Annotated in this window: 13 protein-coding genes and 1 pseudogene; 6 read left to right on the top strand and 8 right to left on the bottom strand. The window is 58.8% G+C overall.

Translation table 11 applies throughout. The annotated features are described in order from the left end of the window. Positions 1-147: 147 nt before the first annotated feature. Positions 148-1074 carry an AraC family transcriptional regulator gene (locus tag M5B97_RS20795; protein ID WP_248732536.1) on the top strand — a complete coding sequence of 309 codons (927 nt, stop codon included), beginning with the start codon at positions 148-150 and terminating at the stop codon, positions 1072-1074. Here M5B97_RS20795 and M5B97_RS20790 read toward each other — a convergent pair. After that, on the bottom strand, positions 1040-2230 hold the full coding sequence (locus tag M5B97_RS20790; protein ID WP_248732535.1) for an MFS transporter: 1191 nt from the start codon (positions 2228-2230) through the stop codon (positions 1040-1042). The genes M5B97_RS20795 and M5B97_RS20790 overlap by 35 nt on opposite strands. A 232-nt stretch (positions 2231-2462) precedes the next feature. Between M5B97_RS20790 and M5B97_RS20785 the strand changes: the two genes are divergently transcribed. Next, the gene (locus M5B97_RS20785) at positions 2463-3074 is read left to right on the top strand and encodes an FMN-dependent NADH-azoreductase (protein WP_134657092.1); all 612 of its coding nucleotides are present in this window, start codon (positions 2463-2465) and stop codon (positions 3072-3074) included. A gap of 204 nt (positions 3075-3278) precedes the next feature. Beyond that, a complete protein-coding gene (locus M5B97_RS20780; protein ID WP_123716402.1) occupies positions 3279-4328 on the top strand; it encodes a dienelactone hydrolase in 1050 nt (349 codons plus the stop codon). Here the strand turns inward: M5B97_RS20780 and M5B97_RS20775 are convergent. From M5B97_RS20775 to M5B97_RS20765, 3 genes and pseudogenes are all read right to left on the bottom strand, one after another. Next, positions 4322-5497, bottom strand: a complete 1176-nt coding sequence (locus tag M5B97_RS20775; RefSeq protein ID WP_248732534.1) for an MFS transporter — start codon at positions 5495-5497, stop codon at positions 4322-4324. The two genes, M5B97_RS20780 and M5B97_RS20775, sit on opposite strands and share 7 nt — an antisense overlap. Before the next feature lie 163 nt (positions 5498-5660). After that, the gene (locus M5B97_RS20770; RefSeq protein WP_123716400.1) at positions 5661-7247 is read right to left on the bottom strand and encodes an ABC-F family ATPase; all 1587 of its coding nucleotides are present in this window, start codon (positions 7245-7247) and stop codon (positions 5661-5663) included. Between the two features lie 20 nt (positions 7248-7267). After that, positions 7268-7504, bottom strand: a pseudogene (locus M5B97_RS20765) (site-specific integrase); the annotation flags it as partial. Between M5B97_RS20765 and M5B97_RS20760 the strand changes: the two are divergent. Beyond that, positions 7468-7770, top strand: a complete 303-nt coding sequence (locus M5B97_RS20760; protein ID WP_248732533.1) for a hypothetical protein — start codon at positions 7468-7470, stop codon at positions 7768-7770. The pseudogene M5B97_RS20765 and the gene M5B97_RS20760 sit on opposite strands and share 37 nt — an antisense overlap. Before the next feature lie 179 nt (positions 7771-7949). Here the strand turns inward: M5B97_RS20760 and M5B97_RS20755 are convergent, their stop codons facing one another. The 3 genes from M5B97_RS20755 to M5B97_RS20745 all read right to left on the bottom strand — a co-directional run bounded on the left by M5B97_RS20755 (position 7950) and on the right by M5B97_RS20745 (position 11122). Next, a complete protein-coding gene (locus M5B97_RS20755) occupies positions 7950-9119 on the bottom strand; it encodes an FAD-dependent monooxygenase (protein ID WP_248732532.1) in 1170 nt (389 codons plus the stop codon). A gap of 241 nt (positions 9120-9360) precedes the next feature. Further along, positions 9361-9738: a hypothetical protein gene (locus M5B97_RS20750; protein ID WP_248732531.1), complete on the bottom strand. Its 378-nt coding sequence runs from the start codon at positions 9736-9738 to the stop codon at positions 9361-9363. 145 nt (positions 9739-9883) lie between these two features. After that, positions 9884-11122, bottom strand: coding sequence for an MFS transporter (locus M5B97_RS20745; RefSeq protein WP_248732562.1), 1239 nt, complete (start codon positions 11120-11122; stop codon positions 9884-9886). Positions 11123-11276: 154 nt separating this feature from the next. Here M5B97_RS20745 and M5B97_RS20740 point away from each other — a divergent pair, with 154 nt between their 5' ends. Then, a complete protein-coding gene (locus M5B97_RS20740; protein WP_248732530.1) occupies positions 11277-12089 on the top strand; it encodes a class I SAM-dependent methyltransferase in 813 nt (270 codons plus the stop codon). Positions 12090-12221: 132 nt separating this feature from the next. On the opposite strand, the gene M5B97_RS20735 is transcribed toward M5B97_RS20740, so the two are convergent. Further along, the gene (locus M5B97_RS20735; protein WP_248732529.1) at positions 12222-12608 is read right to left on the bottom strand and encodes a TIGR03067 domain-containing protein; all 387 of its coding nucleotides are present in this window, start codon (positions 12606-12608) and stop codon (positions 12222-12224) included. A gap of 338 nt (positions 12609-12946) precedes the next feature. Between M5B97_RS20735 and M5B97_RS20730 the strand changes: the two genes are divergently transcribed. After that, positions 12947-14290, top strand: coding sequence for a Wzz/FepE/Etk N-terminal domain-containing protein (locus M5B97_RS20730; protein WP_248732528.1), 1344 nt, complete (start codon positions 12947-12949; stop codon positions 14288-14290). The last annotated feature ends 211 nt before the right edge of the window (positions 14291-14501 follow it).

Here is a 14501-nt window from a genome sequence, read left to right as displayed (position 1 = left end):
GAGGGCTGAACGTGCTGATTCAGGCTACGCAAAGCGTGCTGCCGGGCGAATATCCATTCCAATGTGCTGATTGCCTATTCCTATGAGCCCATGGTCATGAAGCCCCTGGCGCGGTAACGTGCGGTTTTTATCCCGGAGCCGCCAAGCATGGGCCGTGCCGCAAGAATCATCGAACTGATGGGCAGCCTCGCGCCTGTCGAAGGCTATAATCTGAGCCCCTTGGATGATGTGCGCTTCCTGCGTTCCAACCGCCCTTTGCACCGGGTGCCGGTGCTGTACGACCCGGGTATCGTGATGGTGTGCCAGGGCCGCAAGCGCGGTTACCTGGGCGACGCGGTGTACCTGTACGACGCGCAGCATTATCTGGTGGTGTCGGTGCCGGTTCCGTTCACCATGGAAACCGATGCCAGTGAGGAGGAGCCGATGCTGGCGGTGTACCTGCGCCTGGATTTCACCCTGGCGGCGGAGCTGATGCTGCTGCTGGACGCGTTTCCCGACTTGCCCGAAGCCAAGCCCAGGGGCATGTATTCGTCGCCAATGGAAGACAAGCTGAGTGAATCACTGTTGCGTTTCCTGGAAGCCATGCATGCGCCGATGGACGCGCAATTGCTGGGGCCGACGCTGGTGCGTGAGATCTATTACCGGATCCTGACGGGCGAGCAGGGCGGTTCGATGCGCGCGGCGCTTAATCGCCAAGGCCAGTTCGGCAAGGTGGCGCGGGCGATCCGCAAGATTCATGAGTGTTACCACCAGCACCTGGATGTAGAGGCGCTGGCGCGGGAAGCGATGATGAGCGTGCCGAGCTTTCATGCGCACTTTCGTACGGTCACCGACACCTCGCCGATGCAGTACCTCAAATCCACGCGCCTGCATCAGGCGCGCCTGCTGATGTTGCGCAACGACATCAGCGCTGCCACGGCGTGTATCAAGGTTGGCTATGAAAGCGCCTCGCAGTTCAGCCGTGAGTTCAAGCGCCTCTTCGGGCGGGCGCCGCAGGAGGAGATTCAGTGGATGAAGCGCACTTATGCGTTGCCGGCGCCTACGTCGGCGTCGATTTATGTGTCTTCGCACTGAACAGCGTCACCAGCAGCGCCGTGCCGACAAAGGCCGCGCCGGTCAGCGCCTGGCCCTGCCAGCCATAATGCTCCGAGGCCAGGGCACCGCAGGCTGAACCCAGGGCACCGCCGATAAAGTAGATGACCATGAACACGGTATTCAGCCGGCTGGTGGCGGCGGGATCAAGGGCCAGTACGCGGGTCTGGTTGGCCAGTTGGTTGATGCGGTTGCCGAGGTCGAGGAAGGTCGCCGCGACCAGGATCGGCCACCACCAGCCTTGCGGGCCAAAGGCGTAGATCAGGATAAACGCCACCAGCACCGTGGCGATGCCGACGCGCTCCAACAGGCGAGCGTGGCGGCGGGTGTACTGGCCGATCGTCGAGGCGCAGAGGATACCGACAATCGCCGATAACCCCAGCAGGCCGGCCTGAGCACTGGAAAACCCATAGGGCGGCAAGGCCAGCAATGCGGCCATCGAGCCCCAGAACACATTCAGCGCACCAAACACCAGCCCGCCCTTGATCGCCGACTGGCGCAGGGTCGAGTGCTGTCGGGCCAGCCCCCACAACGACTTGAGCAAGGCGCCATATGCCAGTTTGCTGGTGGAGACCGACACTGGCATGCGCGTCAAGATTGCCATGAACAGCAGCACATCCAGCGCGGCCGCCAGGGCAAACATGCCGCGCCAGCCCAGCCAGCCGCTGACCACGCCACTGACGGTCCGCGCCAGCAAGCCACCGGCAGACAGACCACTGACCATCAAGCCCAGCACAGCGCCTTTCTGCGCGGGTTCGCTCAAGTCCGAGGCCGCCGGAATAATCACCTGTGCACTGATCCCCGACAGCCCCAGCAGTGTGCTCGCCACCAACAGCCAGGCGTAGGACGGCGCCGTGGCGGAGGCCAGCAGGCTGATGAAGTTGATGCACAGCACGGCGAGGATCAACGTGCGCCGGCTGATGCGATCACCCAGCGGTACGAACAGCAACAGGCCGCTGGCATAGCCCAGTTGGGTCAGCGTGGCTATCTGGCCGACATGCGCCGTGGACACGCCGAAGGTATCGGCAATCAGCGGCAGCATGGCCTGGTTGTAATAGATGGTAGCGACCGAAAACCCGCAGCAGATGGCGAGTAGCAGGGTCAAGCCTTTGGTGAGGACGGCGGGGTGTGAATGCATGGCGTGCCCAGTCGCTGTTGGAACTGCGGCGAGGATGCCGCCAAGCGAGGGTTAAATCCAGTGCCCAAGAGGATTGAGCAATAAGCGTGTTGGATTGACGCACGGCGATCCAATGACTGTCCTGCTGATGGGACAAATAATCGCATTTCAGCCGTCTAATCGTTGATTCGCTTCGCCTGTAGGATTAACCCCACTTGATCGCCCTGGGGCGATCCTCACTTGGAGAACCGCCATGAAACTTTTGCATATCGATTCCAGCATCCTCGGCGACAACTCGGCTTCCCGTCAGCTCAGCGCGGGTGTGGTCAAGGCCTGGCAAGCGGCCGAACCCGGTTTGGAAGTGACTTATCGCGACCTGGCCAGCGAAGGCATCAACCATTTTTCCAGCGCCACCCTCGGCGCACTGGGCACCGCGGCTGAACTGCGTGACGCGGCGCAAAAACACGAAGCTGACCTGAGTGCATCGTCGCTGGCTGAGTTTCTCGCCGCCGATGCCGTGGTGATCGGTGCGCCGATGTACAACTTCACCATCCCGACCCAGCTGAAAGCCTGGATCGACCGCATCGCCGTTGCCGGCCAGACCTTCCGCTACACCGAAGCCGGCCCTGAAGGCCTGTGCGGCAACAAGAAAGTCATCATCGTGTCCACGGCGGGTGGCCTGCATGCTGGCCAGGCGTCAGGCGCAGCCCATGAAGGCTACCTGAAATTGCTGTTTGGCTTCCTCGGCATCACCGATATCGAAATCGTGCGCGCCGAAGGCCTGGCCTATGGTGATGAAGTGCGCGCCAAGTCGATAGGCGACGCCAACGTAGTCATTAACGAACAATTGTTCGCTGCCGCGTAAGGCTTGTGTAAATTCCGCCCTTCCTCGGTTTCAATCTGAACCCGGGCGCCTAAACTCTGTACTCTGATCGCGTTAAACGATTGGGTACGGAGTTTTTTCGTTTTGCCGATGTCTTTAATTTGGCCCAGGTTATGCAGGCACGGGTTATCACCTGGATTTTTAATTCGACATGTCGGTTCTCATGCAGCAAAGGTGGACATCCCCATGATGCGTCTTTGTGCTGTTTTGGTTCTTTCCCTGCTCGGCGGCCTGGTTTCAGTGCACGCTGCGCCTGCACCGCACCCACATTGGAGTGTGGGCTTTCATCGCATGACGTTTCTCGATCCGCTGGATTCGCAACCGATGAAAGCCATCGCGTTCTATCCCTCCACCGGTCCCTCCCTGGGCCTTGAACATGCCACTCGGCTGGGGCCGTATCACGTCGCCGCCACCGAAGACGCGAGGGTCGCCATCGGCCGTTTCCCGATGCTGATGCTGTCCCACGGCAATACCGGTACACCCCTGGCTCTGCATGACCTTGCCACATCCCTTGCGCGCAAAGGTTTTGTGGTGGTGGCGGTGTTGCATCCCGGCGACAACTACAAGGATCACAGCCGCTTGGGCACGGTGAGCAATTTGTATGGCCGGCCAATCCAGATCTCCGCCGCGATCACGGCCACCTTGAATGAACCGATGCTGTCGCCGTTCGTCAACGTCGATCAGGTGGGTGTCATCGGTTATTCGGCGGGCGGCGAGACGGCGTTGATCCTCGCCGGCGCCAAGCCCGACTTCGATCGTCTGCGCCGCTATTGCCAGGAGCGTCCGGAGGACCGTGATGCCTGCACCACCAAGGGTGAGCTGGTGGTGGACCGTGACGATCTGCAACCGCAGGCCGATCCACGTATCCACGCATTAATGTTGATGGCACCGCTGAGTCTGATGTTTGGTCGCCATACGCTGGCGGATGTGCATGTGCCGGTGCTGCTGTATAGCGGGGATGGCGACAAACTGGTGGCCGTGGACAAGAACGCTGCCGCCCTGGCCCGCAAACTACCGCAGCCACCGGATTTCAAGCTGTTGGCCGGGGCAGGGCACTTTGTGTTCATGGCACCTTGCGACAGCGATCAACTGATGGCAATGCCGGCCATCTGCACTGATGCGGATGGCGTCGACCGCGAAGGGATTCACCGTGATCTGATTTCCGAGGCCGGACGCTTTTTCACTCACACCCTTGGCCAGTTCACCCGGGCGGGTTTGCAGACCGCCGATCAGTAGGCGCGGCGCTTGAGTTGTAAAGTCACGCCCAATGCCGCGAGCGACAGCAGCGCCGCGCAGAAGAAGATCCAGCCGTAGCCGAGATTCAGCGCCACGGCGCCCATCAGCGGGCCGGCAATCGCCAGGGCCAGGTCGAAAAACACCGCATACGCACTCAAGCCCGCGCCCCGGCTGCTGTTGGGCACCTGCTTGATGGCCTCCACGCCCAGCGCCGGATACACCAGCGACAAACCGAAACCGGTCAGGCCTGCGCCAATCAAGGCGATGCCGGTGGATGGCGCCAGCCAGAGTAATGTCAGCCCTGACGTCTCGATGGTCATGCAGACAATGGCCGCCCGGAAGCCTCCCAAGCGGCTGATGGCGGAGATAAACACCAGGCGCGACAGGATAAAGCACACGCCAAATACCGTGAGGCAATAAGCTGCGCCAGTCCAACCGCGATTGAGGTAGTACAGGGTGATAAAGGTGGTGAGTGTGCCGTAGCCGATCGACGCGAGGCACAGGCTCGCCCCAAACGGTGCGATGCGACTGAACACCGCCCAGAAGGGCAACCGTTCGCCACGCACCACGGGTACTGAAGGTTTATTGCGAATCAGCACAAGCCCCAGGGCCGCGAGTGCCGACAAGGCGATGCCCAGGCTGGTATAGCCATAATCGGCCACCATCACCACACCCAATGGAGCTCCAATGGCAATCGCACCGTAGGAAGCGATGCCGTTCCAGGAAATCGAGCGCGCCGTGTGCTCGGCGCCTACTGCCCCCATGCACCAACTGATGGTGCCTACGCCGATCAGGCCTTGGGCCACGCCAAGCAACAGCCGCCCGACGATCAGAATGCCCAGGCTCAGTGCGGGCATGCTCTGTAGCAAGGTCGCGAAAAGCGTCAACACGCCACTGGCGAAAATGCCGGCCAAGCCCAGCACAATCGCGCGCTTGGTGCCGACGTTGTCGGACATGCGCCCGGCCATCGGGCGACTGAGCAGGGTGGCCAGGTACTGCGAGCCGATGGTGATGCCGGCGACTACCGCACTGAAGCCCAGTTGTTCATGCACATAGCCTGGAATCACCGCAATCGGCAGGCCGATGCAGATGAACGCGATAAAGGTGTAGAAGACAATAGAGACGATCTGCAGGGTGATCGACAGTGAGGAGGGGGCGGCGTCGGACATGGGCACTCGTTCGCGGGCGGGCGGTGAATGCATCATGGCAAGGGCCTGGAGGGAAAGGAAGCAGGCTAACCATCAGTGATGGTATTCCATCAGATGTAAAAAGCCCCATCACATTGAATGGGGCTTGATCTTGCCGCTTGCAGCTGACAGCTGATCGCTGCTCTTAAAACACCACGCCCTGGCTGCGCAGGTAGTCGTCGTAGGTACCGCTGAAGTCTGTAACGCCGTTGGGGCTCAGCTCGATGATGCGGGTGGCCAGGGATGATACGAACTCACGGTCGTGGCTGACGAAGATCAGCGTGCCCGGGTAGTTCTCCAGCGCCAGGTTCAGCGCTTCGATGGATTCCATGTCCAAGTGGTTGGTCGGTTCGTCCATGATCAATACGTTCGGCTTTTGCAGGATCAGCTTGCCGAACAGCATGCGACCTTGCTCACCACCGGAAATCACCTTCACCGACTTCTGGATCTCGTCGTTGGAGAACAGCATGCGGCCCAAGGTGCCACGGATCATTTGCTCGCCTTGGGTCCATTGGCCCATCCAGTCGAACAGCGTGACGTCGTCTTCGAAATCATGGGCGTGGTCCTGGGCGTAGTAGCCCAGTTCCGCAGCGTCGGTCCACTTGATGCTGCCGGCATCCGGTGTCAGTTCGTTGACCAGGGTACGCAGCAGGGTGGTCTTGCCGATACCGTTCGGGCCGATGATCGCCACGCGCTCGCCCGCTTCGACCTGGAAGCTGAAGTCCTTGAACAGCGGCTTGCCGTCGAAGCCTTTGGCCATACGTTCGACGATGACTGCCTGACGGTGCAGCTTTTTATTCTGCTCGAAGCGGATGAACGGGCTCACGCGGCTCGAAGGCTTGACCTCGGCCAGTTGGATCTTGTCGATCGCCTTGGCGCGGGAAGTGGCCTGCTTGGCTTTCGAGGCGTTGGCCGAGAAGCGGCTGACGAAGGATTGCAGTTCGGAGATCTGCGCCTTCTTCTTGGCGTTGTCTGCCAGCAGTTGCTCACGGGATTGGGTGGCGACGGTCATGTATTCGTCGTAGTTGCCCGGGAACAGGCGCAGCTCGCCGTAGTCCAGGTCAGCCATGTGGGTGCACACGCTGTTCAGGAAGTGACGGTCGTGAGAGATGATGATCATCAGGCTGGAGCGTTGGGTCAGGATGTTTTCCAGCCAACGGATGGTATTGATGTCCAGGTGGTTGGTCGGTTCGTCGAGCAACAGCACTTCCGGATCGGAGAACAGCGCCTGGGCCAGCAATACGCGCAGTTTCCAGCCGGGGGACACTTCACTCATCGGGCCGAAGTGTTGTTCCAGGGGGATGCCCAGGCCCAGCAGCAGCTCACCGGCACGGGATTCGGCGGTGTAGCCGTCCATTTCGGCAAACTCGGTTTCCAGCTCGGCCACGGCCATGCCGTCTTCTTCGGTCATTTCCGGCAGCGAGTAGATGCGGTCGCGCTCGGCCTTGACCTTCCACAGTTCCTCGTGGCCCATGATTACGGTGTCGAGTACCGTGAATTCTTCGTAGGCGAACTGGTCCTGACGCAGTTTACCCAGGCGCACGTTCGGCTCCAGCATGACCTGGCCACCGGACGGGTCCAGGTCGCCGCCGAGGATTTTCATGAAGGTCGACTTGCCGCAACCGTTGGCACCGATCAAGCCATAACGGTTACCGGCGCCGAATTTGACCGAGACGTTCTCGAAGAGCGGCTTGGCGCCGAACTGCATGGTGATGTTAGCTGTGGAGATCAATTACTTTACCTATCAATAGCTTAGGATGCGCTTATTTGAGCTGGGACCAATTTGGGACCAATCTGGAGCTTTTCCATTTCGCTCCAGTCCGAGCTTGAGTTGATCCAACGCGCATAAGTCGAGAGCAGCATCTGCACACTATGGCCGAGCTGCTGGGAGATGAAGGCGGGGTTCATGCCAGACATAATGCGTATTGTCGCATAGGTATGACGACAGTTGTATGGCGGTCGACGACGGATGTTCAAAGCTTTCAACGACAGCGGAATTCAGGATGGTCGATAACTCGAGATGGCGTTGCGCTTACACCCCAATCAATGCGCGCGTAGAGAAGCACGCAAAGCTGATTGAACAAGTCTCCGCGCTCGCGCCAACTCACACTCAGGGCGAAATCGCCCAGTTACTCAAGGTCAGCCGTCGAGCGTTATGCAGCATGACCCAGGAGTTCGGGATCAAGTTCAAGAAGGCGATGCGCGGTGCCAATCCAGACGCCGAGCGTAGAAAGCAGATGGGGGGCTATCGCTGACCTTGACCCTCGACTCATTAACCTTTTCGAATGTTCCGGCGATCAGGTTCTTGATGGCGCTCGTGACACGATTGCCAATATTCGAATCGGTGTCGGTCACAACGTGAGGCAGGTAGAACTCGCGCACGACCTCGAAAAGCGAAGACATTCTCCCGGCATTGAGCACGCGCGGTCGGCACCTAGAGATCAAGCTTGCCGTCACGGAGTTTTCGATCACGCTCCGCCATTTCGGCGTCGTCGGCTGGAAATATGGTTGCCATGCCTTCATTGGCGGCCCTTGTCTGAATATCTTCGACAAAGCCGTGCAGTTTCTCGTGATAGTCCTGGAAGGCGGCAGCGTAGTCGGCGCCGTGCCGTTCTAAGGCTTGCGCAAGTCGTCCCGCGCCGATGATCGCCATCGAGCCGCCCATGCCGGCGACCGGCGATACGCAGTAGCCCGCGTCCCCCACGAGAACGACCCGCCCCTTCGACCAGGACGACATCCGGATCTGGTTGATCCTGTCGAAGTAAAAATCGTCGTCGGCATCCACATGTTTCAGGGCAGTCGGCACCTTCCAGCCCAGCCCATCGAAATGGTCATGGATCATCGCGCGCTGCTGCGCCCGGTCGCGATAGTCATATTCGATTTCACCTGCGGTGCGAAAAGCGAGGCAGATGTCTGTCCGGTCGTCGTAGCCGTTCAGCATCGCCGTCCGGCCTGGTTCGCTGAACACCTCGGATACGTTGGGCGGTAATATTCCCGTCACCGGTACGACCTTCAGATAGACATAGCCTCCCATGAAGTGACTGAAGTTCTCCTCGGCGCCAAACACCAACTTCCTGGTGTTGGAGCGATTGCCGTCGCACCCGAACACCAAAGCAAAAGTGCGCCTCATGCCGTCGTTCAGAGTGACCGTGACGCCGTCTGGCCCGTCCTCGAGTTGTTTGATCGACCGACCGAACAACACCTCAACCGATCCATTGATTCCGCAGAAGAGGATATCCAGCAGGTCATCGCGATGTATCTCAAATCGAGTGCGCGAGGGTTCTTCAGCGCCCGTCGCGGCGTCGATGCCGCCGAGCGTACGATCGTCGGCGTCCTTGAACCTGAATGCGCGAGGGGGAAGTGCCTTCGCCCGGACCGCACCGAACAAGCCCATGCGCTCAAGAATGCCGATGGTTTCGCCTTCGATGTCGACCGGCGTCCCACCTCTGCGAAGTCCGCTTGCAAGCTCGACGATCGTAACCTGGTAGCCCAGACGGTTGAGCCAGAAGGCAGTCGCCAGGCCCGCAAAGCTGGCGCCACTGACGAGCACGGGAGAGGCGGAAGGCAGGGGAGGGCTCTGGACGGGAGCAGAGTGGTTGGTCATAGGAGGATCCACGGAGAGATGAGCACCGAGCATTATACTCAGTCTATAAAGGCCAGGGCTGATGGACGATAGAGAGAACCACCGGTCCCGAAAGCGCTTTCCCAACTCGTCAGAGCATTTCGTTCAGCTTGGAAAGCAGGAGGGGATCAGATCTGAGTTTGGCATCAGTGTACCTCTGTGAACTGACCGGCGTAGCAGACGCGACTGGATTAAATCCCATCGGACAAGATTGGATCGGTGGTCAATTTTCAGTAGGCGCACACTCTTTGATGAGTTCGCTCTCAATGGCCTCAAGGGCATTGCGCTCAACCAATAACTTGAACCTGCGCTTCATTGCTATCGCCTCACTGCTGCAGCTCTTGAGGTTAGAAAGCTGAACTGCCGCGCTGTATGCCTGGTAGCACGCATCAGCATTCTCTACGCTCTGTTTGCACTGGCTGACGACCTGGAATGTCAGGTCGGGATCCTCCCTATAGCTCTGTATTTGAGGGTTGGACCTCAGCCCAGTCAGAACGGAAGGTAGTAGTAAGTAGTCAGCCAGCGCCACGAGAAGAGCGGCGCCGATGGCCAGCATGTTAAAGCGCATTTCCACTCTCTCTTCGATAAGCAGACGCATCATAACGGATCATCCAATGCGTCGTTATGAGCGCGTGGCGGCAGGGGGCTTCAGGCATGCGTCAACAGCGACATCAAGGCGCGAAACCCGGTCGCTGAGCAGAAAATTGGGGATGTGTGTTGGAATTTAGCGCGCATGGTCGCATAGGTCAGGCGACACTTGTATGGCACTCGAAAGAGGGTTTTGCCAGGGTTTCCGGCATCGCCAGCCATAGCAGCGCCAAAGCCACGGCTGCAACAAACGCCAGGGTCAGGAAAGCGGCATTGTAACCGGCCTGCTGCACCACAAAGCCGGCGAGGCTGCTGCTTAACGCCGCGCCCAGGCCGAAGACCGTGGACAGTGCGCCCAGGCTGACGTTGAAGCGCCCGGTGCCTTGGGTCAGGTCCTTGACGATTACCGGGAACAGCGCGCCGAAAATGCCTGCGCCAATGCCATCAAGCATTTGTACCGCCACCAGCCAATAGGGATCGTCGGACAGCGTATACAGCACACCGCGCAGTGGCAGGATCAGGAACCCGGCCAGCAGTAACGGCTTGCGGCCCCACACATCGGCTTTTATGCCCACCAGCCAGGCCATTGGCACCATCACCAGCTGTGCAGCCACGATACATGCCGAGGTCAGAGGCGTGGCCATTTGCAGGTTGATCTGAGCCAATTTCTGGCTGACGAGCGGCAGCATGGCAGCATTGGCCAGGTGAAACAGCGCACAGCAAATCGCGAACAGCAGCAGCGGACGGTTGGCCAGCAGTACTTTCCAGCCGGACGGCACTTCGTGGTCTTGAGCGTGGGCCGGGTCGAAGCCGCGGGCAACCTCGTGATCGATCGCCGTCGGTGACACACAGCTGACCGCTACCAGGCTGGCTATCGCCATGAAAGCCATCAGGTAGAACACCACAACGGGTCCGGACAGGTAGGCCAGGCCGCCCGCCAGCATCGCCGCCACGGCATTGCCGGCGTGGTTGAACGTTTCGTTGCGCCCGGTCCGACGGGTAAAGGCACGTGGCCCGGTAATCCCCAGGGAAATCGCCGAAATCGCCGGGGCGAATACGGAGGCGGCGACCGCGCTGGCCGCCTGGGTCAGCGCCACCCAACCGAATGAGCTGACAAAGGGCAATATCAGGCAGCTTATGGTCACGAGGATGGCGGCAATCGCGATCACCGCGCGTTTGCTATGGGTGCGATCAACCAGGGCGCCCGCCGGGCCTTGGGTAATCAGGGCGGCGATACCTGCCAGGGTCATGACTACGCCGATACTGGCCGGGTCCCACTTATGTACCGCTAACAGGTAGATCGCCAGATAGGGCCCGAGGCCATCTCGCACGTCTGCCAGGAAGAAGTTCAGGCTGTCCAGGGATAGGGTCGTACGCAGGTCGGTGTGATGAGCCACGATGAATTCTTCAGCAGCAGCACTCAGGCGTTGAGCACTCATTGGCCTAATGACCTGTAGGCATAGAGATTAGTTTCAGCCTGCCCGAGGGTTTTATCTGGCAGGAAACTTGCTTACTTTCTGAACCCCGCCGCACTGACTTTCTGGAGACGCAATGGACATGCCTACGCCTGAACAGGCAGTTACGAGCAATCGGCACGCCTGGGATGAATCCGCCAGGCTGCACAAGGACACCGCCACCTGGAAGGCGATGTTGGCAGCGGTCGCGCATCCCGACTTTTCCTGCCTTGACCCCACCATAACCCGCTTGCTGCAAGAGGTCGGCATTGCCGGCAAGGACGTGGTGCAGCTTTGCTGTAACAACGGCCGCGAGTGCCTGTCATTATTTGGCTTGGGGGCTCGTTCCGTGGTGGGTGTCGATCAATCCCGTGCGTTTATCCAGCAAGCCGGAGAATTGGCCGATGTTTCGCCCCATTGTCCGCAGTTTATCGAGAGCGATATCCACCATCTGCCTGAGCCGCTCATGGGGCAGTTTGATGTAGCGCTGGTGACCATTGGGGTATTGGGCTGGATGCCGGATGTGGCACTGTTCATGCGCCAGGTGGCCAGTACGCTCAAGCCTGGCGGTGTCCTGGTGATGTACGAAACCCATCCGTTCCTTGAAATATTCGATCCCAGGGCCGCCAACCCAATGCTGCCGGCCAGCTCGTATTTCCAGCGCGATCCCTTTGTGTTGCAGGAATCCATCGTCTACGAGGGGCAAGACTCGATTGAAGGGCCGACGTCGTATTGGTACGTGCACACGCTGGGGGGCGTGATCAGCGGAGCGATTGCGGCGCAGTTGCGGATCGGCCATTTGCAGGAGTACCCGCACTCCAATCGTGAAGAACTGTATGACCAGTACGAACACCAGTGCGCGCAATTGCCACTGTGTTTCACCCTGACTGCGACCAAGCTTCCCGCTTGAGCAGGTTTTCCGACAAAAAAAAGCCCGCGAGAGGCGGGCTAAGGGATTCACTGGAGTAGGTAAGCGTCAACGTAGCGCTCGGGAAGTGAAGGCTGTGTGAAAAGGGTGTGGAGCATTCGGATATGCGCCTTCTCAACCACGTCGTACAAACGTACGCATGGTTTGCCCCGGGCCGGTACTGAACACCGTCGGCCTGGGCATGCCTTCATCAGCAGCGATAAATACGAAATGATCCCCGTCGAGCTGGTAGCTGGCAGGGAGCTGCTTTCCTGCGTCATCGCCGATGGAGTCCACCCAGGTAATGCTTTTGGGGTGGGTGCAGGAGTCCAGGGAAAACCGCCCGGCCAGCAAAATAACACCCTCGACCGTCGTCACTTGGAAGCGGTCCCCTTCAATAGTGGTAATGGCACCGGGCGCGCTGTGAGGGTCGACGGGGTTGAGTACGCCGCTGTCTTCAAGGGCGGTCTGCTCCCAGGTACCTTGGAGGGCGTTATAGTCGGAGTTGGAAGGGGATGACATGCAAATTCCTTTTTCTTCGCGCTGAATGAGTGCTTTGTACCAGGTAAAAATGGTAATTCGGACGGTGTGCAGGAATTTTTCTTTAGAAGACAGGGATTTGACAGCTTTTTCATGTTGTATTGACTACGCTTCCAGCTAGGTCATGTCCTACATGAGTGTTGTAGCCCATATTTGCCTACATAAGACAGAAATAAACTCCTGCTAAGTAGGACCTTTCATCAGACTGAGCGGTCACAGTGCCATCGGTTCGTTATCGCAGGGCGTTGTCCCTGATTTCGGAGTCACAGGACTTTGATAGGTGATGGCCTTTTAGTATTAATTTTAAGGTGTTCTTAATTTTGAATCGAACTTCCCCGCTTCCGCCCGCCGTCGCTTCCGATGAAATCGATCTGTTTGAACTGTTCCAGGGTATTTGGCGGCAAAAAAAGCTGATCGTGGGTTGTACGCTTCTGGTAGGAGTGCTGGGCGCGGGCTATGCCTTCCTGGCCCCTAAGACGTATGAGGTCAGCAGCGTGCTGCGGCCTGCTGCAATTAATGAGCTGGATGCGTTGAACCGTTCCGAGGTCTACAAACTCCCGCCCGCGGACGCTCTGGTAAAAGTCGGGGCTCAGTTGGACTCGTACGAAGCTCGCCTGGGCTTTTTCAAGGAACACGAGGAGTTGTTCAAGGCTTTCAAGAAACCGGGGCAGAGCCTGGAGCAGAGCTTCGAGGATTTCAACCGCAACTCCGTCAATCTGATCCTGCCGGACCCGAAGAAGTCAGACTCGCTGAGCAACTATATCCGCCTGGAATTGCAGTACCCCGCGGACGTTGATGGCGTTGCCATTCTCAACGGCTTTGTCGATTACGCCATCGCAGCCGAACGCGAGCAAGTCGGCGCCGACCTCAAGGTGATTGTCAATAACCGGTTGACGGAGCTCAAGGGCAAGATCGACGCGGCGCGTGCCAACTACGATACCGAAAAGGAATCCAAGATCGCCAAGCTGCTTGAGTCTGATCGACTCAAGCGTGCGCAGTTGCAGGATGAGCTGGGCGCCCTGCGTTTGCAGATGAAGATGGAGCGCACCAATCGCTTGGCCGAATTGGCCGAAGCCATCTCCATTGCCAAGTCCATGGGCATCAAGACACCGACCACGCCGTCTTCCATGGCCGATTCCACCCGCGGCGGTTCGAATCAGGTGATGCGTACTGAGGTCAACAATCAGAAGATCCCGCTGTACTTCATGGGGACTGAAGCCCTGGAAGCAGAGCGCGCCGCATTGCAGCAGCGGACCAGTGACGATTTCACCAACCCTCGCATTGCGGAAATTGGCAAGGAACTTCAGTTGCTTGAGTCCAACCGGGAAGTTGAGATTCTGAAAAAGCGTGGGAATGAAGACATTTTCCTGAAGGATGTCGAGCCGCTTCGAGCTGAAGTTGCCCGGTTGCGCGGTCTCAACATCGATATGAGCAACCTCAAGCTGGTCACGGTTGACCGTCGCGCCCAGGAGCCATTGGCGCCGGTCAAGCCGAAGAAAGCCTTGGTCATTGCGTTGAGCCTGGTGGGTGGTGTGTTGCTGGGGTTAATGATTGCGCTGATACGCCATCTCATGCTGTCCCGTCAAAACGCTATCGCCTACTCGGCATTGGAAGACAGCAGTTTTTCCCGCCGCGAACGCAAAGACGATCAACCCTTGGTGTAAAGACCCACGCCGGTGGGCGGGCGAAGGAGCCCGCCCACAAATCCCCAGCACAATCAGTCGACAGCTTTTCACAATTCTTAGTTAACCTTTGGTTACAAACTGTGGCTAAATAACGGCCAATGGTCATACGTCGTCGGATTTTCCGTGCGCGCGTGTCACCTGTACGTGAATTGTGATTTCAGGTGCTGCTTATCTATCCTCGGCTGATGTG

The organism is Pseudomonas sp. MWU13-2517 (assembly GCF_023242545.1).
Lineage (GTDB): Bacteria > Pseudomonadota > Gammaproteobacteria > Pseudomonadales > Pseudomonadaceae > Aquipseudomonas.
Note: the sequence above shows the minus strand (reverse complement) of the source record. Positions and strands in the feature narration are given on the sequence as shown.

What these genes read in the sequence shown, in the direction of transcription:
- M5B97_RS20785 (WP_134657092.1), top strand. Translation starts at nt 2,463, where the DNA reads ATGAAACTTTTGCATATCGATTCCAGCATCCTCGGCGACAACTCGGCT.
- M5B97_RS20775 (WP_248732534.1), bottom strand. Translation starts at nt 5,497, where the DNA reads ATGTCCGACGCCGCCCCCTCCTCACTGTCGATCACCCTGCAGATCGTC.
- M5B97_RS20795 (WP_248732536.1), top strand. Translation starts at nt 148, where the DNA reads ATGGGCCGTGCCGCAAGAATCATCGAACTGATGGGCAGCCTCGCGCCT.
- M5B97_RS20790 (WP_248732535.1), bottom strand. Translation starts at nt 2,230, where the DNA reads ATGCATTCACACCCCGCCGTCCTCACCAAAGGCTTGACCCTGCTACTC.
- M5B97_RS20750 (WP_248732531.1), bottom strand. Translation starts at nt 9,738, where the DNA reads ATGATGCGTCTGCTTATCGAAGAGAGAGTGGAAATGCGCTTTAACATG.
- M5B97_RS20735 (WP_248732529.1), bottom strand. Translation starts at nt 12,608, where the DNA reads ATGTCATCCCCTTCCAACTCCGACTATAACGCCCTCCAAGGTACCTGG.
- M5B97_RS20755 (WP_248732532.1), bottom strand. Translation starts at nt 9,119, where the DNA reads ATGACCAACCACTCTGCTCCCGTCCAGAGCCCTCCCCTGCCTTCCGCC.
- M5B97_RS20760 (WP_248732533.1), top strand. Translation starts at nt 7,468, where the DNA reads ATGGCGGTCGACGACGGATGTTCAAAGCTTTCAACGACAGCGGAATTC.
- M5B97_RS20740 (WP_248732530.1), top strand. Translation starts at nt 11,277, where the DNA reads ATGGACATGCCTACGCCTGAACAGGCAGTTACGAGCAATCGGCACGCC.
- M5B97_RS20780 (WP_123716402.1), top strand. Translation starts at nt 3,279, where the DNA reads ATGATGCGTCTTTGTGCTGTTTTGGTTCTTTCCCTGCTCGGCGGCCTG.